This window comes from Paenibacillus sp. BR1-192 (genome assembly GCF_029542445.1).
Taxonomy (GTDB): Bacteria; Bacillota; Bacilli; order Paenibacillales; family Paenibacillaceae; genus Paenibacillus_AQ; species Paenibacillus_AQ lautus_A.
In genome coordinates, this window is the sequence record NZ_CP120718.1 from 3,283,939 (window position 1) to 3,305,223 (window position 21,285).

19 protein-coding genes and 1 pseudogene are annotated in these 21,285 nt (G+C 48.2%); 17 read left to right on the plus strand and 3 right to left on the minus strand.

Going from position 1 to position 21,285, the window contains the following annotated elements:
* Positions 1–25 precede the first annotated feature (25 nt).
* The 5 genes from P0X86_RS14685 to P0X86_RS14705 all read left to right on the plus strand — a co-directional run bounded on the left by P0X86_RS14685 (position 26) and on the right by P0X86_RS14705 (position 5,413).
* Positions 26–973: a DUF5643 domain-containing protein gene (locus tag P0X86_RS14685; RefSeq protein ID WP_096775625.1), complete on the plus strand. Its 948-nt coding sequence runs from the start codon at positions 26–28 to the stop codon at positions 971–973.
* 43 nt (positions 974–1,016) lie between these two features.
* On the plus strand, positions 1,017–1,976 hold the full coding sequence (locus P0X86_RS14690; RefSeq protein ID WP_277748808.1) for a DUF5643 domain-containing protein: 960 nt from the start codon (positions 1,017–1,019) through the stop codon (positions 1,974–1,976).
* Positions 1,977–2,206: 230 nt separating this feature from the next.
* Positions 2,207–2,581: a VOC family protein gene (locus P0X86_RS14695; RefSeq protein ID WP_192572096.1), complete on the plus strand. Its 375-nt coding sequence runs from the start codon at positions 2,207–2,209 to the stop codon at positions 2,579–2,581.
* A 207-nt stretch (positions 2,582–2,788) separates the two neighbouring features.
* Positions 2,789–3,922, plus strand: a complete 1,134-nt coding sequence (locus P0X86_RS14700; RefSeq protein WP_277748809.1) for an NAD(P)/FAD-dependent oxidoreductase — start codon at positions 2,789–2,791, stop codon at positions 3,920–3,922.
* 136 nt (positions 3,923–4,058) lie between these two features.
* A protein-coding gene (locus P0X86_RS14705) for an IS3 family transposase (RefSeq protein ID WP_277746004.1) occupies positions 4,059–5,413 on the plus strand; the annotation gives its coding sequence in 2 pieces (ribosomal slippage) (positions 4,059–4,512 and positions 4,512–5,413; 1,356 coding nt in all).
* Positions 5,414–5,495: 82 nt separating this feature from the next.
* Here P0X86_RS14705 and P0X86_RS14710 read toward each other — a convergent pair.
* A complete protein-coding gene (locus tag P0X86_RS14710) occupies positions 5,496–5,987 on the minus strand; it encodes a DUF2798 domain-containing protein (RefSeq protein WP_096775644.1) in 492 nt (163 codons plus the stop codon).
* A 285-nt stretch (positions 5,988–6,272) separates the two neighbouring features.
* On the opposite strand from P0X86_RS14710, the gene P0X86_RS14715 reads away from it, so the two are divergent.
* The 4 genes and pseudogenes from P0X86_RS14715 to P0X86_RS14730 all read left to right on the plus strand — a co-directional run bounded on the left by P0X86_RS14715 (position 6,273) and on the right by P0X86_RS14730 (position 11,500).
* Positions 6,273–6,881, plus strand: coding sequence for a TetR/AcrR family transcriptional regulator (locus tag P0X86_RS14715; RefSeq protein WP_213578355.1), 609 nt, complete (start codon positions 6,273–6,275; stop codon positions 6,879–6,881).
* Positions 6,882–6,883: 2 nt separating this feature from the next.
* Positions 6,884–7,478 (plus strand): annotated as a pseudogene (locus P0X86_RS14720) (GNAT family N-acetyltransferase).
* Positions 7,479–7,839: 361 nt separating this feature from the next.
* Positions 7,840–11,025 (plus strand): bifunctional cytochrome P450/NADPH--P450 reductase, encoded by a 3,186-nt coding sequence (locus tag P0X86_RS14725; RefSeq protein ID WP_277748810.1) that lies wholly within the window; start codon positions 7,840–7,842, stop codon positions 11,023–11,025.
* A 103-nt stretch (positions 11,026–11,128) separates the two neighbouring features.
* Positions 11,129–11,500 (plus strand): winged helix-turn-helix transcriptional regulator, encoded by a 372-nt coding sequence (locus P0X86_RS14730; RefSeq protein ID WP_096775632.1) that lies wholly within the window; start codon positions 11,129–11,131, stop codon positions 11,498–11,500.
* Between the two features lie 74 nt (positions 11,501–11,574).
* Here P0X86_RS14730 and P0X86_RS14735 read toward each other — a convergent pair whose 3' ends face one another.
* Positions 11,575–12,138, minus strand: a complete 564-nt coding sequence (locus P0X86_RS14735) for an NAD(P)H-dependent oxidoreductase (protein WP_277748811.1) — start codon at positions 12,136–12,138, stop codon at positions 11,575–11,577.
* Between the two features lie 330 nt (positions 12,139–12,468).
* Here P0X86_RS14735 and P0X86_RS14740 point away from each other — a divergent pair, with 330 nt between their 5' ends.
* From P0X86_RS14740 to P0X86_RS33145, 5 genes are all read left to right on the plus strand, one after another.
* Positions 12,469–13,284: a ZIP family metal transporter gene (locus P0X86_RS14740; RefSeq protein WP_015735029.1), complete on the plus strand. Its 816-nt coding sequence runs from the start codon at positions 12,469–12,471 to the stop codon at positions 13,282–13,284.
* Between the two features lie 185 nt (positions 13,285–13,469).
* Entirely contained in the window at positions 13,470–13,943 is a 474-nt protein-coding gene (gene tnpA / locus P0X86_RS14745) for an IS200/IS605 family transposase (RefSeq protein WP_277745902.1), read from the plus strand.
* A gap of 319 nt (positions 13,944–14,262) precedes the next feature.
* Positions 14,263–15,228 carry a DUF4097 family beta strand repeat-containing protein gene (locus tag P0X86_RS14750; RefSeq protein ID WP_277748812.1) on the plus strand — a complete coding sequence of 322 codons (966 nt, stop codon included), beginning with the start codon at positions 14,263–14,265 and terminating at the stop codon, positions 15,226–15,228.
* A 169-nt stretch (positions 15,229–15,397) separates the two neighbouring features.
* A complete protein-coding gene (locus tag P0X86_RS33140) occupies positions 15,398–15,700 on the plus strand; it encodes a hypothetical protein (RefSeq protein ID WP_347177542.1) in 303 nt (100 codons plus the stop codon).
* 19 nt (positions 15,701–15,719) lie between these two features.
* Positions 15,720–15,932, plus strand: a complete 213-nt coding sequence (locus P0X86_RS33145; protein WP_347177543.1) for a phosphotransferase family protein — start codon at positions 15,720–15,722, stop codon at positions 15,930–15,932.
* Positions 15,933–16,066: 134 nt separating this feature from the next.
* On the opposite strand, the gene P0X86_RS14760 is transcribed toward P0X86_RS33145, so the two are convergent.
* Positions 16,067–18,112 (minus strand): serine hydrolase domain-containing protein, encoded by a 2,046-nt coding sequence (locus P0X86_RS14760; protein WP_277748813.1) that lies wholly within the window; start codon positions 18,110–18,112, stop codon positions 16,067–16,069.
* Between the two features lie 278 nt (positions 18,113–18,390).
* Here P0X86_RS14760 and P0X86_RS14765 point away from each other — a divergent pair, with 278 nt between their 5' ends.
* The 3 genes from P0X86_RS14765 (at position 18,391) to P0X86_RS14775 (ending at position 21,158) form a co-directional block, all read left to right on the plus strand.
* Complete coding sequence (locus tag P0X86_RS14765) at positions 18,391–19,170, plus strand: alpha/beta fold hydrolase (RefSeq protein WP_192572087.1); 780 nt, start codon at positions 18,391–18,393, stop codon at positions 19,168–19,170.
* A gap of 117 nt (positions 19,171–19,287) precedes the next feature.
* Complete coding sequence (locus P0X86_RS14770; RefSeq protein ID WP_277748814.1) at positions 19,288–20,136, plus strand: MerR family transcriptional regulator; 849 nt, start codon at positions 19,288–19,290, stop codon at positions 20,134–20,136.
* Positions 20,136–21,158: a serine hydrolase domain-containing protein gene (locus P0X86_RS14775; RefSeq protein WP_277748815.1), complete on the plus strand. Its 1,023-nt coding sequence runs from the start codon at positions 20,136–20,138 to the stop codon at positions 21,156–21,158. Before P0X86_RS14770 ends, P0X86_RS14775 begins: the two co-directional genes overlap by 1 nt.
* The last annotated feature ends 127 nt before the right edge of the window (positions 21,159–21,285 follow it).

The window sequence follows — 21,285 nt, forward strand, 5'->3', positions numbered from 1 at the left end:
TAAAAAGACATATCAAGGAGATCCTATGAAAAAAATATGTAAAGTCATGTCTACGGCAGCACTCGCTGCGATGCTTCTTGGGGGAACAGTCTTGGGTCATGCTGACGCAGCCGCCGACAAGGCTAGTGTCAGCGGCAATTCTGCGCAGATAATGGCTGCTGCTTCAGCCATAACTGTTACACAATCCGGAATCACTCTTCGGGTAACCAAGGCAGTATACGACGGGAACCATGTCAGCATTACGATCAATCGGAGTGGCAAAGGATTTACTGGTGGAATTACGGAAGGGAAGCGGGATAGCAAGACCGGTGAATATATTATGGAGAAAGGTTCCATCAGCAATATGAACATCCTGATCGAAGGAAAATCAATCCATGAGACCGGAAGTCTGGCGCAAAAACCAAGTTTAAGCTGGCAAGCAGGCGCTGATCCGAACACAGCGATCATTACCTTGACGGACGCTTCACAGCTTGGAGGAAACATCAAGGCTTTTCCCGATAAATTTAAGCTCAATGCCACAATTTCCCTTGAAGGTGTAAGCAAACCCTTCAAGTTGGATATTCCGATAAAAAAAGGTTCAAGTAAGCCGATCGTTCTAAAGCCAAATGTCACCAAGAAATCGAATGGTCTAAGCATGACATTGAACAAGGCTGCCCTTACGACTACTTCGACAAGATTACAGCTCATCCTAAAAGGTCCTGGCAAGAATTCGATTTCCTTTGATGTTGTGGATGATCAAGGTAGACAGCTTAACATGATCAGTGGCAGGGGGACCGACGAGAATAATAAAAAAGGTGATTACTATTATGATATCCTCCTTGATGGGCTGGGCAAAAATGTGAACTCATTGACCATAAAGCCCTTTAAGCCTGAGCTGAAAGATGACACCTCCGGTCAATATAAGTTGGACAGCAAAGGCAACATCATCAAACAATACATGAAAGATATTGAGATTCGCCTTTTGGTTAAATAGCGAACGAACATAAAAAATAGAAATCGAATGGAGAGAAAAAAACATGAAAACAATGTTTAAAGTAATGAGTACCGTGGCACTGACAGGTATGATTCTGGGTGGAGCAGTATGGGGAACTGCTCAAGCGGCGAGTATAACGGCAACAAAGCCTCAAGCGTCCAGCATGGTCCAAGACGAATCCAAGGTAGTTAGCGATACCCAACAAGGGATTACCCTTGGAGTGTCCAAATCTTTATACGACGGCAACCATGTTGAAGTTGAACTGCAGCGAAGCGGTAAAGGACTTTCCGGCAGTTTAACCGGTGGCCATTGGGATGAGCAGATGGGTGAATATATCCATGATAAAGGTTCTATCCGCCAAATGGACGTCTTCATTGACGGTAAATCCATACACGAATTTGCGGGAGGGGATTTGTCGAAAAGACCAAGCGTAAGCACATCACCGGGTACAGATGCGAATCATGCGATTATGATACTGAGCGATGCTTCCCTGCTTGGAGGTAATCTTGAAGCTTTTCCTGACGAGTTCAAGTTAACGGCTAAAATACATCTGGAAGGTGTTCAAAAACCGTTCACATTGGAGATTCCTATTCAAAAAATGGTGAACAAACCGGTTGTTCTTCTGCCTAACATAATTAAAAAAATGGATGATCTCCGCTTGACGCTAAAGCAGGTTCATTCAACAGCTCACTCCACCCGAATTCAGTTCGTTCTGAAGGGCGGACATGATTCAACGATCCTGTATGATTTCTTTGATGATCAAGGTAATGAACTGGAGCGAATATCGGGAAGAGGCACCGATGAGAACAACAAGAACGATGATTTCTATTACGACTTCATTCTGGAGGCTCCGGATGCGAGCGCAAAATCTATTTTCATGAAGCCGTTCACACCTGAATTCAAAGATCCCAATGCAGCTTCAGGCGAATTCAAACTGGATAAGAACGGAGAGATCGTCAAAAATTACTTGAAAGATCTTGAGGTGAGTATCCCTTTTAAATAATTCACTAGATTACCAATTTTGGAGCAAGTGAAGAAGTGCCCGTCAAAACTTCTGCGGGCACTTCTTTTTATATTTTCTAAATTACGAAATTCAACCAATAATTAACCTGAATTCGCAATTGATAAGAAATATACTTACATCTGGCATGTTATGATCTGAAGAGACAAGGGAGTCATAGAAGCAAGCTGGTTTTAACATTTAATTTACTTATACGAGGGAGTGTAGAATCGATGATTAGCAAAGTTGGTCAAATTATGGTGTATGTATACAATCAGGATCAAGCCGTGAAGTTTTGGACTGAGATGCTAGGATTTGAAGTTATCGCTGAAGAGAACAACGGTGAAATGAGATGGATTGAAATTGCTCCTACGAAGGAAACAGAAACAACCATCATTCTGCATGATAAGGAGCTCGTAGCCAAAATGTCGCCGGGATTACATTTGGGCACACCTTCTTTAATGTTGTTCACCGAAGATTTCGATGCGCTGCACAGCCATCTAACCAGCCGCAATATCACGGTCGGCGAAGTGGTGAATATGCCTTCCGGTAGAGTGTTCAACTTTGCAGACTATGAAGAAAACTATTTTGCTGTCATGGAAAAATAATAATAACCGGTCCGTAAAAACAACCATAGATCACATGGATGTGAAGTCGCCTATTTGGCGGCTTTTTCGTATTTTCTTTTATAGGGAAGAAATGCTCCGCTGACATGTTTTAGCCGCCTGATTCAAACCGCTGAGATGATGTGCATTATACTTTTTTCCTGCATTCGCTATAATGGATACAGTGCTTTGAGGAAGGGAATGTCATACATGAGGAAAGTCATCGTCATAGGGTCTGGAATTCTGGGGGCATCGACCGCTTATCAGTTAGCCAAAATGGGAGCGGAAGTCCTCGTTATAGACCGTAAAGATCAAGGGCAGGCTACCGATGCCGCGGCAGGAATTATATGTCCCTGGCTGTCGCAAAGGCGGAATCGGGCATGGTACCGATTGGCCAAAGCCGGCGCACGCTTTTATCCTGAATTAATAAACGAGCTTATCAGCGAGGGCGAGACAGACACGGGTTACGCTCAAGTCGGCGCTCTTAGCATTCATGAAGATGTGAACAAAATCAGTAAGATGGAGGAGCGGGCGCATACGAGAAAAGCGGATGCTCCGGAAATCGGCGAGATCACACGGCTGAATCAGGAAGAAACCCGTGAACGGTTTCCTTTGCTCCAGGAAGGCTATCATTCCGTTCATATCAGCGGTGCAGCCCGTGTCGATGGTCGGGCGCTGCGAGATGCGTTGATCCGATCAGCGCAAAGGCACGGAGCCGAGCTAATAAACGGGAATGCCGAGCTGCAGTATCAGGCGAGCCGCGTAACTGGAACCGTAGTCGGATCCAAGCGCTACTCGGCTGATGAAGTCATCGTCTGTGCCGGTGCCTGGGCAAAACAACTGCTGCAGCCTTTAGGCATTCATTTTGGGGTTCACTATCAGAAAGCGCAAATCATGCATGTAGAGGTGTCCGTTCATCCAGATACAGGAGACTGGCCGGTGATCATGCCGCCTTCGGATCAATATTTGCTCGCTTTCGATAACCGAAGGATCGTAATCGGGGCGACTCACGAAAATGAAATCAAGGACTACGATACGAGGGTGACCCCTGGCGGCATGCAGGAAATCCTGAATAAAGGATTGGCATTGGCGCCTGATTTAGCGGACAGCACGTTTCAGGAAGTGCGAGTCGGTTTTCGTCCGTTTACGCCCGGCTTTCTTCCCGTCATCGGCCCAGTTCCCGAGTGGGAAGGGCTGATTACGGCAAACGGGCTGGGAGCGTCCGGACTAACGATGGGTCCATTTCTAGGGTATCAGCTGGCAAAGCTGGCGCTCCGCATGCCGCTGGATATCGATATCCGCGATTATGATGTTCGTAAAGCCATGGAAGAAGCTCAAGTTTGAAGCTTCGGCTGATCAGAGCCAGGAATGAATCGCAGAAATATCCTCCATGCAGATGAATACTGGATTTCAAAAAGCCGCGATTATGAACTGCACCCCAATTGTTAGACACATCTAACAGTTGGAGGTGCAGTTTTTTATGACTAAATTTACTAAGGATAGCAAATTGACATTAATTCAAGGGTATGACTCTGATCTTCTATCTCAGACAGAATACGCAAATCAAATGGGTGTTACCAAGTCTCAATTCCAATATTGGTTGAAGCTCTATGAGATGCATGGTGAGACTGCCTTTACTAACGGCTATACAAATTATCCTGCAAGCTTTAAACTGGACGTACTCAATCATATGGCTCAATCAGACGCTTCTCTCATGGATACCGCTGCTTTGTTTATGCTTCCGGACTTCTCCATGTTGTATTCCTGGCAGAGAAAGATGGAGACAGGCGGTTTAGAAGCCCTTGAGCCAAAAAAGAAAGGGCGTCCATCCATGAAGAAAAATTCCAATTCACCTACCAAACGATCCGTAGTTGAAGGGTCTGTCGAAGCACTCGAAGAACGTATCAAACAGCTTGAAATGGAAAATGAGTATCTAAAAAAGTTGAATGCCTTAGTTCGAAACAAGGAAAAATCACCAAACAAGACAAAGCACAAGCCGTCTGGCAACTAAGGCATAAATATCCGGTGAAGGCACTCGTACAGCTGGCTGGTATCCCGCGCAGCACCTATTACACCCTTATAAAGCGTATGAACCAACCAGATCCGAATGCCGAGTTGGGGGCTGAAATCCAGTCCATTTACGTGGAACATGATGGACGTTACGGATATCGCCGTATTCGTGATGAACTGGCAGTCCGAGGGTGGAAAGTTAACCACAAAAAGGTTCAGAGGCTCATGAAGAAGATGGGCCTTCAATGCCTGGTTCGCATGAAAAAGTATAAGTCATATAAAGGGACCGTCGGCAAGATTGCACCGAATCATCTGGACCGCCAGTTCACGGCTGGGGCGCCAAATGAGAAATGGGTGACGGACATTACGGAGTTTAAGTTATTTGGAGAAAAGCTGTATCTATCGCCCATTTTGGACTTATTCAACGGGGAAATTATCACCTATACCATGGGTTCACGACCAATCTATTCTCTGGTATCCGAGATGCTGGATGCAGGACTGAAGCGTCTGCCGGAAGAACACCAACTTCTCCTTCATTCAGATCAAGGATGGCATTACCAAATGAAGCCGTATCGCCATGCGCTTAAGTCGAGAGGCGTTCTCCAAAGCATGTCACGAAAAGGGAATTGTTACGACAATGCCGTCATAGAGAATTTCTTCGGCATTCTCAAGTCGGAGTTTCTGTACTACAAAGAGTTTGAAAGTGTGGAACATTTTAAGGAAGAACTGAAAAAATATATTGAATACTACAATACCAAACGGTTAAAGGCAAAATTAAAAATGAGTCCGGTACAGTACCGAACTCATTTTGAGAAAGCTGCCTAATGAAATAACCGTGTCTAACTTTTGGGGGTCACTTCATTATATCGCGGCTTTTATTGATGAGTATGGCGAAGACTCCGACATTCTAGACGGTCGTGAGGGATTCGTTCATGCGGTTGGCTTTCAGCTTGCCAAACAGGAACCGCACGATCGGGCCTACAATGAGAAGTTGAAGCGGCAGCGCAAACACAAAATTTTTAATGAAAATGGAGAAGTAGCTTCCAAGCAGCGATTCACCAGGCAGGCCGTCGGCAAAGTAAGAGGACGCCAGACCGTACATGGACATAAAAGTCACCATCCCAATCACCATAAAAAAGGCCATTGCCACGATCATGATAATTTTGCTGGATTTGTTGCGCGTTATGGAAAATACGATTTTTTTGGCTGCAGGGCCGACAACAAACAGCTCCAGCAGGAAGGCAATCATAAAGCCCAGAACAAACTGCGTGAGTACGGCTGCAAGCGATATGTTTCCGATCAATCCGTTCGTGATCAGATTGTAGGTGGTCATCATGATGACCATCCCTACACACATCATCATACCGAAATAGAAATTTTCTTTCTTAGTTGTTGGCACTTTCATCATCCTTTCTAGTTACCTTTGTAATTATAGGGATGGGGAAAAGCTCCTCGTAAGTGAAAATTCCGTGAACATTTACAGAAAAGTTTCTAATGCAACAAAAAACAGTGACTTAATATATTGCGAAACTGCAACCGCTTGTTACGATTATCATCTTGAAATCATGCGGTTTGATTTACTGCTCTTGGGGGCCAATTTGCTAATTCATCGTTTATGGCTTGATTATCCAAGATCAGCATTTTATAATGAGTAAAAACTCACTCAATAAAAAGGAGGGGCAACTTGCCACGTACAAAGGAACAATACGAAGAAATGCGTAACGCAACCAGACAAAAAATACAATCCGCCGGAATGCGGCTTTTTGTTCAAAAAGGGTTCGGCTCCACGAATGTGCAGGACATAGCGGATGCAGCCGGTATCAGCATCGGGCTTTTATACCGGCATTACAAAACAAAAGACAGCTTGTTTAATGAACTTGTTGAATTTGCGCTTGACGGCTTGACCCAAATCATCCAAACCTTCGAAGACGCTGATTCGCCGAAAAAACTCATGACGAAGTTTGTTGACGAAATTTATCACGATATGCAGGATGGGGAAGAGCTTGCCAATTTGCTGATTCTCATGAATCAGCTGTTTTTCTCCGGTGATGGAGCCAATCGGAAACAAGCTGAGGTTTTAGAGGTAAATGGTCGGCTGTTGCGTTCTACCGCCGCACTTATTAAGAAGGGACAGGAGTCAGGCGATTTCCGTCCTGGAGATGCCCATGAAATGGCCGTGTTGTTTTATTCGGCATTGCAGGGCCTGGCTGATATGAAAGTGATAATGAAAAACAACTTCGTTATGCCATCACCGAGCGTACTCACATTATTCCTGTTCAAGGAGGTAGAGTGACTATGTTTACAGTTAGGAAAGCCGATCAATTAGAAATGGATGCAAGAGTTCAAATGTCCCGTATTTTTGCAGATGGGTTCTCGCAATGGCTTGGGTATTTCTCTAAAGATAAGGAGCAAATCGCCAGGGCCTTTGCGCACATGTTTAACCTGGACCAATTTTATGTTGCCGTTGCCGGCGACAAAGTGGCTGGAATGGCTGCATGTTCGGACGGCACCTCTTTATCCGTGAAACTCAACAAAAAAAGAGCTGCGGAAGCATTTGGGATTATATAAGGGCAGCCTTGCGCACATGTTTTTGAAAAAGGAATTTGAAACGCCACTTGCGAATCCGTCTCCGATGAAGTGTTCGATTGAGTTTGTGGGGACGGCCGCGGAATATCGAGGACAAGGGGTAGGCTCGCTGATCATAGGCCATATTCTTGAAGCTGCTCCATACCGTGAGTTTTTAATAGAAGAGGTAGCCGATACGAATGTACCAGCGATGAAACTCTACGAAAAGATGGGTTTTAAGGAATACAAACGGACCACGATTCCCCCAAAGAGAGCAGGAAAAATAGGCATTAATCATATCGTATCTCTAAAGCAAGTAAAATGAGGAACACGGATTAATCCACTAACATAGATCCGTGAATGTCAGCTTACATGTAGGGTTATGGCCATAGTCCAAAAGTTGTAATAACGGGTCACTTCCTGGTTGAAAAGTAATAAACGAATAACAGCGGACCTATACGATATTACGGACCTCCGGCAGATGTGCGGATATCCATATCATGATAGGGTAAAGGCAGGATCAGGCAGCCATTGTAAGTGAAAACAAACGATGCCGCGTCGAATCCTCCTTTTTTACATGAAAATGACCATATTACGAAAATGGTCAATTGGTTCTGCAACGAGAATTATTCTGCCCGAAAATGGGCAAATACAAAGAGATGACAGGGATGATGGAGGGAGATCGCATGACACAAACCAAGGAAGTGCCTCAGCCTAAAACCTACGGTCCGCTCGGCAATCTGCCGCTGCTGGATTCCGCCGCACCGGTCCAATCGCTTGTGAAAGTTGCCTCCGAGCTCGGACCGATCTTTCAATTTCAATATCCAGGCGGACGCAAGGAACTGTACGTTTCGGGACATGAATATGTCAAGGATGCTTGTGACGAGAAGCGGTTTGATAAACGAATCTGGGCACCGCTGCAGAATGTCCGCCCATTCGCGGGGGATGGATTGTTTACGAGCGCCACGCAGGAGCCAAACTGGAAAAAAGCCCATAACATTCTGCTCTCCAGCTTCAGCCAGCGCGCGATGCAAGGCTACCACACGAAAATGGTCGATATCGCCATGCAGCTGGTCCAGAAATGGGCTCGGCTCAATCCGGACGAAACCGTGGACGTTCCTGCCGACATGACGCGCTTGACGCTGGATACGATCGGCCTCTGCGGATTTAATTACCGGTTTAACAGCTTCTACCGCGAAGACAACCATCCATTTATCGACAGTATGGTGCGGGCGCTGGATGAGGGCATGAACCAGCTTCATCGTCTGGGCATCCAGGACATGTTTATGATTAAAAAGAAACGGCAGTTTCAGGAGGATATCCAGTTCATGTTCTCCCTCGTGGATGAGCTCATCCAAGATCGCAGAAAGCACGGCGGTGAAGAAGGGGATTTGCTCGCGCATATGCTGGAAGGCGTCGATCCCGATACAGGCGAGTCTCTCGATCATGAGAACATCCGTTACCAGATCATCACCTTTCTGATCGCCGGACATGAGACGACAAGCGGCTTGTTGTCCTTTGCCATTTATTATTTGATGAAAAATCCGGAAGCCTTGTTTAAGGCGGTCAGCGAAGTGGACCGCGTACTGAAAGATCCCGTTCCGACCTATAACCAGGTGAGGGAACTCAAATACGTCCGCATGGTACTCAACGAGTCGCTGCGCTTATGGCCAACGGCGCCTGCTTTCTCCTTGTATGCAAAGGAAGATACGGCGATCGGGGGAACCTATCCCATGAAGAAAGGGGACAGCGTGACCGTCCTGATCCCAGGGCTCCATCGGGACTCGCGGGTGTGGGGGGACGATGCGGAAACGTTCAGACCCGAACGTTTCGAGGATCCGAGCCAGGTGCCGCATGACGCCTACAAACCGTTTGGTAACGGCCAACGCGCCTGCATCGGTCAGCAGTTTGCGCTGCAGGAAGCAACCCTGGTCCTTGGTTTGGTTCTCAAATATTTCGAACTGATCGATAACCAGACGTATGAGCTGAAAGTGAAGGAAACACTCACTCTGAAGCCGGAAGGGTTCCGTATTCAGGTTCGAAGCCGTCAAGGCGGGACGGCTCTCCTGGTACCGGGTGGCGGTCAAGTTGCTTCGCTCGAATCGAAGAAGCGGGATGATGCCAAGTCCGATCCTTCGGCGGCATCTGCCCATCATACGCCGCTGCTCGCATTGTACGGTTCCAATCTGGGCACGGCTGAGGGAATTGCCAGAGAGGTGGCGGATGCTGCGAAGCATCAAGGGTTCGACAGCCAGGTGGGCACACTGGACGAATATGCAGGAAAACTTCCGAAGGAAGGCGTTGTAGTCATCGTTACTGCATCGTACAACGGACAACCGCCTTCCAATGCCAAGGCTTTCACGGAATGGCTCGAGAACGCGAACGAATCCGAAATTGAGGGCGTTCGTTACGCGGTATTCGGGTGCGGAGACCATAACTGGGCAAGCACGTATCAGCGCATTCCCCGCTTCATCGACGAGCAGCTTGCACTCAAAGGGGGCCAGCGTTTGATCCAGCGCGGCGAAAGTGATGCAAGCGGCGATTTTGAGCGGGAAGTCGATGAGTGGACGGAGCATTTATGGCCGGATTTGATGCAAGCGCTCGGATTTCCGGTTACGGCGGTCCATGGACAGAAACGCAGCGCCTTGTCCGTTCAGTTCGTCCAGGGTGCGGCCGCCGTTCCGTTGACGGAAACCTATCGCGCCGTGACAGGGCGTATCGTATTTAGCCGCAATCTGCAGCATGAGGGCAGCGGAAGGATCACGCAGCATATCGAAATCTCGCTCCCGCCCGGAGCGGAATACCGCGAAGGCGATCATCTGGGGGTGCTTCCGGTCAATCCAAAGACACTGGTTCAGCGAGTACTTCGAAGATTCAAACTGAACGCGGGCTCCCATCTTATTTTGTCTGCAGAAGGAAGAAGCAGCGCATATTTGCCGACCGGCATACCTGTCCGCCTCGACGATCTGTTGTCCCGCAGCGTGGAACTGCAGGAACCGGCTACAAGGGCGCAGATACGGGAAATGGCCGCTTGCACGGTATGTCCACCGCATGCCAAAGAGCTCCAAGAACTGATAGAGGAAGCGAGCTATCAGGCCGAAGTTCGGACCAAACGGATCACCATGCTCGACCTGCTGGAGCGGTATGAAGCCTGCGAACTGCCGTTTGAACGGTTTCTTGAGCTTCTGCCGCCATTGAAGCCGAGATATTATTCGATTTCCAGCTCACCGAAAGTTAGCCGGAATACGGCAAGCGTCACGGTTAGCGTCGTTCGGGACCGGGCATGGAGCGGCAAGGGAGAATATCGGGGCATTGCTTCGAACTATTTGGCCGAATTGGAAACGGGCGCGGAGGTCTTGATGTTTATACGCTCTCCCGAGTCGGGTTTTGCGCTGCCGGAGGATCCAGCGACGCCTATGATCATGATCGGACCAGGCACGGGCGTTGCACCGTTCAGGGGATTTATCCAAGCGAGACAAGCGCTTCGGGAGGCAGGTCAAGAGCTGGGCGCCGCGCATCTGTACTTCGGCTGCCGGAATCCGGAGCAGGACTTCCTGTATCGCGAGGAGTTTGAGCGGGCAGAGCAGGAGGGGCTGGTCACGTTGCATACGGCTTTCTCGAGGGTAAGCGGAGCGGAGAAATGCTATGTTCAGCATTTGATGAAACAAGACGGAATGTTTTTGCTGTCGCTGCTTGAGGGCGGAGCGCAAATGTACATTTGCGGCGACGGCTCCCGGATGGCTCCGGAGGTGGAACAAACGCTGATTCAATCCTATCAGGAGCGCCATGGCGTGAATGCTGAAGATGCTGCTGCCTGGCTGTCGGGTTTGGAATCGACAGGACAATATGTAAAAGACGTCTGGGCTGGTTGATTCTCATGCCGGAAGGGATTCTCCTGAGTTTCCAGGATCGTATTTGTGATAAAATGATCCTAATATCGAGCTTTGGAAACAGATCGGAAGGAGAGTGTGGCTTATGCGGGAAAGCGAAACCTGTGTACCGACCGGCGTGAAACCCCAAGACACCGGCTTTGGATATACATTGTCCTTAATCGGCGGCAAGTATAAAATGATCATCCTGTACTGGCTGTCAGAAAAAAAGATCATGCGGCATAACGAGCTGAAACGAAGCATCGGCTCCATATCCTTTAAAACGCTTAGCATCATGTTAAAGGAGCTGGAAACGGATGATCTTATCGTTCGGACGGAATATCCCCAGGTTCCCCCGAAAGTGGAATACACTTTATCCGAACGCGGACTTTCTCTCATACCTGTATTACACATGATGTGCGAATGGGGAGAGAAGAACAGTTTGAGCGCTCCGGAAGGTGTACAGCGTGAAGCTTGACAACGGCCGATGTAACTAAAGAAGTATTTCCTACAGCAGGAAATACTTCTTTTTTACTTTGTTGCAGCAACTCATCATAGGTTGTCTAAGAACTTCAAATACTGCCGGGCGCTTATATCCAATGTGCTTTGGGGCGGCCACGGCTCCATGTCGGGCGCGTTTCCGCCAGGTTCCTTCTCCTGCCCATAGAAAGCATAGAACGAACGATAATCGGCATCGCAGTATAAGAACGTTGTCTCCAATGGAGCCAGCAGCTGCCCCAGGGTGTGGCGGTACCTTCCGTCTTCCCGATAATCTTCCTCTTTAATGCCGGCGGATACGGCTAATGCGACCTTGCGTTTCTTTAGTTTATCGCCTCCATTCGAACCATAAGCCCAACCATAAGTCAAAACATCATCCAGCCATTTTTTCAGGAGCGGCGGGCAGCTAAACCAATAAACGGGGAATTGCAAAACTAAAATTTGATGCGATTCTATGAGCTGCTGCTCTTTTTCCGCGTCTATGATTCCGTTCGGATACGCTTTGTGCAATTCGTGAACGGTATACTTATCCGGGTATTGCCGGAGTTCTTCTACCCAGCGCTTATTGATGATCGAAGTTTCTATGTTCGGATGCGTTACGATAACGAGAGTTTTCAAAAGATGATTCCTCCTTGGATATGATGTATGTTCTTGAGTATAAAGGGCTCGCCGGTTTGATGTAAGTATGCACTTTTCTTACAGGTACTTACCTAAAGGTGAGCGTTCTGGGGGAAACGGCAGGTCCGATCCGGTGCCACGGAAAAACAATCTATCAACTTTATGAAATTTATGATATATAATTATTTGCATTGAAATGCATCGGAATAGAAACGTGCGGGTACATATTCTCTAGATCGATTTATCGGATCACCGACAAATGCATGTAGGGCTCGCATTAGGAAATAGTATCAGTATCATATTAATTTCATCGAAGGAGTTCTTTGTTGCATGGTAGACTTTTTTATGAATTTCAATCCCATCATCCAAGCATTGCTGGCCACCTTGTTTACCTGGGGGATGACGGCGTTAGGTGCGGCTCTTGTTTTTGTTACGAAAACATTGAACCAGCGCTTGCTGGATAGTATGTTGGGGTTTGCCGGTGGCGTCATGATTGCGGCCAGCTACTGGTCATTATTGGCACCGGCCATCGAACTGTCGGAAGGCAATCCGATCGGGAACTGGTTTCCGGCTGCGTTCGGATTTTTATTAGGCGGAGTATTCATATGGGGAATCGATAAGATTCTACCCCATCTTCACCCCAATTCTCCGATGGGAGGAGCGGAGGGATATAATCCGAGAGTGAGGAAAAGAAGCACCTTGCTGGTTCTGGCCATCACGCTGCACAACATTCCGGAAGGATTAGCGGTGGGGATCGCATTTGGGGCTCTTGCGAACGGGGGAACGGAGGCATCTCTGGTGGGAGCTTTGACGCTGGCCCTGGGCATCGGCATTCAGAACTTCCCGGAGGGCGTAGCGGTCTCGATGCCGCTCCGCGGTGACGGAATGTCGCGGAAAAGAAGCTTTTTTTATGGACAGTTTTCAGGAATGGTCGAACCTATCGCCGCGGTGATAGGCGCGGTCGCCGTAGCCTTCATTGAACCCATGCTGCCTTATGCCTTGAGCTTTGCGGCCGGAGCGATGATCTTTGTCGTAGCCGAAGAGGTGATTCCAAGCTCACAGGAAAAAGGCAACAAGGATTTGGCTTCGATGAGTTTGATGTTCGGTTTCGTACTGATGATGATTCTGGATGTGGCATTGGGATAGTACTTGATTAAAGAAGAAGTCGCGATCTTTGCGGCTTTTTTTTGTTTAGGCTTTAGCCAGTTGAGCACGCGAAGCGTGCGAAACATAAAACCACCTGCTATGCGGGTGGAGGAATCAAGGGTTACACCAATAAGACCATTCCGATAACATTGAGATGTTCAGGTTCAACGGAAGGAATGGTCTTAATGGCAAACAAGAATTATAGCTTAGCTCACACGAAGTGGATGTGCAAATATCACATCGTGTTCACCCCGAAGTATAGACGTAAAGAAATATATAATCAAGTGAGAAGAGACTTGATCGAGATCTTCAAGCGTCTATGTAAATATAAGGGAGTGGAAATCATAGAAGGTCATATGATGCCAGATCATGTGCACATGCTGGTAGCAATACCTCCTAAAATAGCTGTATCAACATTCATGGGATATCTGAAGGGAAAAAGTGCGCTAATGATCTTTGAGAAGCATGCCCAATTAAAGTATAAGTACGGGAATCGAAAATTTTGGGCGGAAGGCTATTATGTAAGCACAGTAGGATTAAATGAAGCAACCGTCGCTAAGTATATTCGCGAGCAAGAAGCACATGATCAAGCAATAGATAAGCTGAGTGTAAAAGAGTATGAAGATCCATTCGGTGGTAAAAGTAGCAAAAAGAAATAAACCAGTTTAACTGGTAAGTGGAAGTGACAAATAACACTGAGCCTGAACAGATTTGAGGTCAGGCTAGCGTCTTTAGGCGCAGTTTGGCAACAGGGGGTTATACCCCAAGTGCAAACCACCCGTTGGACGGGTGGTTCTGATTTAAATGCATAGTCTGCAGTGTATTCCCAAGCTTTACTAGACTTAGGTCGGGGTTCCAATCTCATTCGCGGGGTCAATGCTCATTTCCCGTAGGGATGTTATACTGAACAGGACTTCAGTAATTGGCAAAAAAAGAGAACTCATACAGGGATGATATGGAAGGAATGAGGAACACGTTATGAAGAAGAGAACAGGATTCTTGATCGTGGCAATCGGCGTGCTGCTGCTGATCTTTACGATGAACCCAAGGAACATTTTTTCGGATATTCAATTCGGCTTTTCCTTTGACACCAAGAAGATAAATGAAGAGCAAACGTTTGATGCGGATGATTACCGGGACTTGACGGTGAAGACCGGAAGCATCGACATTCATGTCGTCCAAGGAGCCGCGGATCAGATCAAGGTGCGGCTGAGTGGAAAGGCAAGTTCGAAATATGCGGACCAAGTAAAATTGAAGGTTGAGCCGAACGGCGATTCGATGACGGTTGGCGTCGAAGAAGATCATGGCATTAATCTGGGAATAAGCATTATGGATCTACAGTTAACGGTGGAGTTACCGGAAAAGTACTGGGAAACGGCCAAGATCGAAAGCGGGAGCGGTAATATCGAAATAGAGAGCATACTGGGAGACGAGGTTACCGTCAAGGCAGGCAGCGGCAATGTCAATGTCCAGCAGGTGAACGCCGGCGAGCTGGCGGTGCATACCGGCAGCGGCAATATCGAAGTTGAGGAGATTGAAGCCGAATCGGTGGCGCTGCAATCGGGGTCCGGCGAAATCTCGGCAGACGGCTATCATGCCGAACAGCTGAGCTTTCAAAACGGCAGCGGCAACGTTGAGCTGAGTGATGGAGAAGCGGCTTTGCAAGGCAAGACGGGATCCGGCAATATCCGCGTGGATGCGGAACGATTGGTTCATGATGCCGATCTGCAAACCGGCAGCGGCAACGTGAGCATTGATCTGGCTCAAGAACCTACTTCGTTGGAAGTCGATTACCAGGGAAGTTCCGGTGAGGGAAATATTCGGTTGGATGGAATGCGTTACGAGGTGAAGGACGAAGACAAAGGAAGACTGAAGGGAACGCTTGGCAGCGGCGACGTGCTGTTGAAGGTTCGCACGGGCTCCGGAAACTTCAAGCTGGAATAATTCTGTGCATAAAAGAGACGAGAAGACATCCTAACGGGGATGTCTTTTTTGTTGTGCATGAAGTCAACAAGGTACAAAAGCCAAGGTGAAAATTATCGATTGAAGGCGAATGCAGTGTGTATAATGAGGAAGAATATTTGCTTCCAATTTATAGGTGAGGAGACATGATATGCTTCCGATTCAATTGCATGAAATACCCGAGTCGATTATAGATGAAGTAGGTACGGTATCCAAGCTGGAATTTCCAAGACAGGGTCATACATCGGATGTAGGAATACTGGAAAACGAGCAGGGGCGATTTATTATAAAGCGAACGAAGGGAGAGCAGTACAACTCGTGGCTGGCACAAGAAATCCGCGTTCTGCATTCTCTGCAAAAGACATCGTTGCTGGTCCCTTCGGTTTACAGGTTCGTGGAAGATAAAGAAAACAATCAATCGTGGGCGCTTAACAAACACCTTAATACATGGTGATTTCACGATTGATAATGTTTTGGTTCGCGACGGAAACATTACGGGCATCATAGATTGGAGCGGTGGAGCGCTTGGTGATCCAAGGTATGATGTGTCTTTGGCGATACGCCCTAAACCGAACGCGATTGAAACCGAATCGGAAATCGACGTTTTCTTTGAAGGATATGGGAGAGGAAGGATTAGCGAGTCGGAGTACAAGTACTTTGAAGAAGGATTATATGCATTTTTCTAGATAGGATCGGGGGGCTAATCACCATCACCTGATTATGATTCGTACTAGAACAGCTGACGATTCGAAACCGTCAGCTGTTCTTATTCATATTAAGCTATGAGTGCCAAGCTTCCACTAGTAAGCAGCAGACCAAATTAAAAACCAAAAGCCTGCTGAATCAGTTTCGCGTAGATGGCCGCCGCTTCCTTCCGCAGAAGATTGTCCGTTGGGCGGTAATCGGCCGCACCGTTTGCATCCTTGGTCACTTCGGGACCATGCATGCCGGTTCCGACCATAAACTGCACCGATTCATCCGCCCACGCGGCCGGTTTCGTACGGAGTTTGGACGGGACGGCCTTCGCGCCAAGCGCATGATGTGCAGTCCGCCATATGATAACTGCAGCCTCTTGGCGCGTGATCGGCTGATCGGGTTCGAAATTCTGGTTCGTCTTGCCGATCACGGCGCCCATATCCGCAGCATTCTGCACATAACCAGCAAGCGGGTGCCCTTGCATATCTTTGAATATGCTTACGCTTTCGCTAGGCTTCATGCCGGCCAGCCTGCTGATGACGCTGACAAACTCGGCCCGGGTAATCGGTTCATCCGGCCGGAAGCTGGATTGTCCTTTATCCCCGAAAGCCTGGAGAGACTGAGCGAAGTAAATGTCCTTGGCATAAGGATTTTCTTCAGGGACGTCGTTGTATGGAGCAGGATTCGGGAGCTTCTCGGACATACTGTCGATGGCCGTGTAATACATGTACGCAACATCACCGTTATCATCTTCCTTAAACGCGGCGGGTACACCGTTCTCATCCACAAACCGCAGCGGTCCGACCGGTTTGAGTTTATGCTCGCCCATGGCATCGTTAACCAGCAGCTCGCCTTGTCCGGCAGTCACCTGGGTGGCGATTATCGGGGTCCTCAGGCTTCTGTATAGGCCCTCGAATTTCTGCAGCTGCTCCTGATGGAGTGGGAATGAATTCTCTGAGCCCTGCTTTTTCGGATAGAAATGATCCATGAACGCGACGAAAAATTCGCTGCGGATCGAAGCGCTCTTGTCGCTGTTAACAACGATCAGACCACCGACATTCTGGTCGGGAAGCAGCCAAAGCCAGGAATGGTAGCCCTCCAAATCGCCGCCTTTGCCAATCACCGTTTGGCCGTTATGGCTGTTGTGCATGAACGACTCGAAGCCGTAAGACGTCAACGGAATGCCAGCGGCATCATAATGCGTCTTGTGCATCAATCGCGTCGTTTCCTCCTTCAGGATGCGAGCCGATCCGAATCGGCCCTCGTTCAGATGGGCAGTAATGAAATTGGCCATATCGGTACCGCTGGCGAACATGCCGCCTTCAGGTGCGATGGTAGGCACGTTCTCGTAAGGCTTTATCGGTTGTTGATCGACATTGTACCCCGTGGCAAGATTCGCGATGATATCGTCATTCATTCGAAATGCGGCATGCTTCATGTTCAGCGGGTCGAATATTTGCTTTTTGATATAATTCTCAAACGGCTCTCCAGATACGCTCTGGACAATATATCCCTGCATGGAGGATGCCAGATTGTCATACCGGTAAACTTCACCAGGCGTACGAACCACAGCCGGAGCATTCACCCGGATAAAATCGGCGAGCGGAATCTCGCCCTTCTGAATGATTTGAGGCGGAACCGAGTAGCTGTCCGTAAAATCGAAGCCCGTCGTATGCGTCAGCAAATGCTCAACGGTGACGGGGGCGCCGGTATGGTTAGGGATCTTCACATCCGGCATGTATTCGGTTATGTTTTGCTTCAGGTCGATTTTCCCGTTCTCGACCAGCTGCATGACCGCCGTTGCGGTAACCGATTTCGATATCGATGCCATGCGGAACAATGTACGATCCGGATCAATCTTCTTCTTGGATTCAAGATCGGCGTAACCGTAGCCCGTATTCAACAGCACCTTGTCGTCTTGTATGACCACTACTAGTGCGCCTGCCAGCATGTCCGAAACCTGGGGATCGGCAAAATAAGCGTCAGCGAAAGCCTTGACTTCGTTGGAGCTTAGTACCGGTGCCCCCGCATGCCGGGATTCGACTGCGAACTCTGCGGATTTGGCCGCTGCCGCATGAATATCGACTGGGAAAGCCAGCAGACTGGCGGACAGCACGGAGGCTGCCAATACACGAATGGTTCTTGACTTGCTTTGTCTCTTCGGCTTCATGTGTTCCTCTCCTTATCACATATGCATTGGATTTCCACTTAATGGTAGACCATGCAGGGAGGAGGAAGAACAGTCCCAAGAAGGAGTTTGAACTGGATCCGCGGCAGGAAACCAGACTCGACTTTGGTCCAGGGAATTGTATTGGCAAGCCGTGCAATGCATAATTTATACCATGAATCTTTTAAAAGTATAATAAAATTCTAAAAAGTCTGTTAAATCTTCGGATTCATATACTATAATTGTATTAATAGTAAATGTTATAAATTGGGGATGATACAATGAACTTATTCATGAAGGAGAGCGGAAACATTCATGCGTCAAGGATGATCGTATTTTTGCATGGGGGCGGGGTAAGCGGCTGGATGTGGAACAAGCAGCTTCCCTTTTTTAAAGACGATTACTGCCTGGTTCCCGATTTACCCGGACACGGCGGCAGCTCCGCCAACGGGCCCTTTTCTATAAAACGCACTGCAGCCCAGATCAATGAGGTCATCTCGAATAAGGCGGACGGAAGGGAAATTATTGTATTCGGTTTTTCCTTGGGGGCGCAGATTCTCGTGGAAATGATGTGCCAACGACCTCAACTCATCGATTACGCAATCGTAAACAGCGCTTTGCTTAGGCCGATGCCGGCTGCGCTGAAGCTGATCGAACCTTCTGTACGAATGACCTTTCCGCTGACCAAATACCGATGGTTCTCCAGATGGCAGGCAAGCACGCTGTACGTGAATCGGGATGATTTTGAACAGTATTATTCGGAATCCCTGCATATGCCCTCGGAGCTGCTGGTTTCGGTGCTCAAGGAAAACATGTCCTATGCAATCTCTCCAAGCATCAAAGAATCTTCGACGAAGGTATTGGTCACGGTCGGGGAGAAGGAAAGAGCCAGCGTTAAAAAATCAGCCAGGGACCTCGTGCAGCTATCCAACCTTGCGGAGGGGATCGTGTTTCCCGGTATCGGGCACGGCATACCGCTTGCCGATCCGGCATTATTCAACCGTGTAACGGGGAAGTGGCTGAACACCGGGGAACTGCCGGAAGATCTTCCTCAGGTGTAGTACGGAGGCGAGGAAGATCAGGGATTCCATTTTACAAATTAGCAGTGGACTTTGCCCTAAGGGCAAGGTGTAAAGTGATCTTGAACCAAGAGTCTATATACGGAAAGAGGTGGATCCTTGCTGCCGATCGGGGAATTCTCCAAACTATGCGAAGTATCGACGAAGACGCTTCGGTATTACGATGAAATCGGATTAATTCATCCGGATCAGATCAATCCGGAAAACGGGTATAGGTATTATTCCATCGCTCAGCTAAAGAGAATGCTCTATATTAACCGGTTGAAGTCTTACCATTTTTCACTGGACGAAATCAAAGAAATCTTAGCGGGGGAACCGGGTCACTCGGATGAGAAGCTTTACACGGCCCTTCACCGCAAGCGTCGGGAAGTCCAGCACAAATTAGATATGTATCATCATGCCCTGAACCGAATGGACCAGGATATCCTGAGTCTGGAAAAGGGCATCGACGTGATGTCGTACCTCAATCGAATTGAAGTGCAGCTTGTGGATCGGGCGCCAATGCATCTTCTTTTCATTCGCCGGATGATGAGCAGGGAGGATTATGCTCTGGGTTATGGCAGGTATTTTAGCGGGTTATATGAACAGATTGCCAAGGAGAAGCTTACATTGGTTGGTACGCCCATGACGATTTATCACAGCTCCGAATACAATCCCGCAGGCAATGACACCGAGTTTGCCCTCCCGGTCAAGGAGAGGGTTATTGGAACGAGGGACCTGGAGGGAGGACGATGTGCCAAGTCTGTTTGGAAGGGTTCCTATTCGGATTTGACATCGGTATATGCCAGGCTCAGGGAATGGATAGAAGAAGAGGGATACGCATTGCGCCAATCCCCGTATGAAATCTATGTAACCGATCCGAATCAAGCCACGGCGGCCGAGCACTTGGTTACTGAGGTCTATTTTCCCGTGTCGAAAAAACAAATAAAAAATGCGAGGTATCTCTAATGAAGATAGAGTATTGGCCAACGAAGGCATGGCAAGCCGCTGCCCCTGAAGCCTTGAGTTTGGATGCCGGCAAGCTTTCGGACCTTGATGCTTTGATCCCATCCGAATACGGCAACATCAAGGGTATGGTCGTGGTGAGAAACGGATATATCGCATATGAAAAATACGATCATGGTTGCGGCCCGGAGGATACCCACCATGTGGCATCGGTCACCAAGAGCGTTTTATCCGCCCTCATAGGCATTGCCATCGGTGCCGGTTATATTGACAATTCGGATCAAAAGGTGCTGGATTTCTTTCCCGAATATGAACACAAGTCCGGTGATCGGCAAATACAAGACATTACGCTTCGCCATCTTCTTACGATGACGGCTCCGTATCCCTTTGAGGACTGGCGCGAGCCATTGGACAAAATGTGCATGCAGCCTGATTGGGTAGCATATACGCTTGATATGCTGGGGGAAGGCGGAACCCTGGGAGCGTTCAAATATTCCACCGCAGGAGTGCACCTGCTGTCAGCCATTATCACCCGCACCACCGGAAAAAGCGCACGCGCCTTTGCGAACGAACACTTGTTTAAACCGATTGGCATGACCGAAATCCCGGATCATGACATGGGATCATTCGGATTTGATCATTTATTCGGTAAAGACGTCAGGGGATGGGTCAAAGACCCCGGCGGCAACACCACGGGTGGATGGGGCCTTACGTTAAGCCCGCGCGATATGGCGCGTTTCGGTTTTCTGTACCTGAACCGCGGCCTATGGGACAGACAACCGATTATACCGGGAGATTGGATAGACCAATCAACGGCGATGAACGCTAACCAATACGGTTATTTGTGGTGGCTGAGGGATGAGGACGGAATTTATACATATTCGGCCGTAGGCGATGGAGGCAATATCATCTGCTGCATTCCGGATAAAGATATGGTTGTAGCGATTGCATCGTCCTTTATCGCCAATCCGCGGGATCGATGGACCTTGATAAAGGAAGGCGTGCTTTCCGCTGTCATAGAATAAATCGAGGAACGTAAACGCCATTCGCGCTATCTTCTTTCCTTGTTACGTACCTGGTTCTCATCGCAATTCCGTTCTGCTAGAAGATGTATAATCCGATTACTAAGCAAATGCACCCAGCTTCAGAACG

What these genes read in the sequence shown, in the direction of transcription:
- tnpA (WP_277745902.1), top strand. Translation starts at nt 13,470, where the DNA reads ATGGCAAACAAGAATTATAGCTTAGCTCACACGAAGTGGATGTGCAAA.
- P0X86_RS14750 (WP_277748812.1), top strand. Translation starts at nt 14,263, where the DNA reads ATGAAGAAGAGAACAGGATTCTTGATCGTGGCAATCGGCGTGCTGCTG.
- P0X86_RS14725 (WP_277748810.1), top strand. Translation starts at nt 7,840, where the DNA reads ATGACACAAACCAAGGAAGTGCCTCAGCCTAAAACCTACGGTCCGCTC.
- P0X86_RS14765 (WP_192572087.1), top strand. Translation starts at nt 18,391, where the DNA reads ATGAACTTATTCATGAAGGAGAGCGGAAACATTCATGCGTCAAGGATG.
- P0X86_RS14695 (WP_192572096.1), top strand. Translation starts at nt 2,207, where the DNA reads ATGATTAGCAAAGTTGGTCAAATTATGGTGTATGTATACAATCAGGAT.
- P0X86_RS14700 (WP_277748809.1), top strand. Translation starts at nt 2,789, where the DNA reads ATGAGGAAAGTCATCGTCATAGGGTCTGGAATTCTGGGGGCATCGACC.
- P0X86_RS14685 (WP_096775625.1), top strand. Translation starts at nt 26, where the DNA reads ATGAAAAAAATATGTAAAGTCATGTCTACGGCAGCACTCGCTGCGATG.
- P0X86_RS14775 (WP_277748815.1), top strand. Translation starts at nt 20,136, where the DNA reads ATGAAGATAGAGTATTGGCCAACGAAGGCATGGCAAGCCGCTGCCCCT.
- P0X86_RS33140 (WP_347177542.1), top strand. Translation starts at nt 15,398, where the DNA reads ATGCTTCCGATTCAATTGCATGAAATACCCGAGTCGATTATAGATGAA.
- P0X86_RS14690 (WP_277748808.1), top strand. Translation starts at nt 1,017, where the DNA reads ATGAAAACAATGTTTAAAGTAATGAGTACCGTGGCACTGACAGGTATG.
- P0X86_RS14730 (WP_096775632.1), top strand. Translation starts at nt 11,129, where the DNA reads ATGCGGGAAAGCGAAACCTGTGTACCGACCGGCGTGAAACCCCAAGAC.
- P0X86_RS14740 (WP_015735029.1), top strand. Translation starts at nt 12,469, where the DNA reads ATGGTAGACTTTTTTATGAATTTCAATCCCATCATCCAAGCATTGCTG.
- P0X86_RS14760 (WP_277748813.1), bottom strand. Translation starts at nt 18,112, where the DNA reads ATGAAGCCGAAGAGACAAAGCAAGTCAAGAACCATTCGTGTATTGGCA.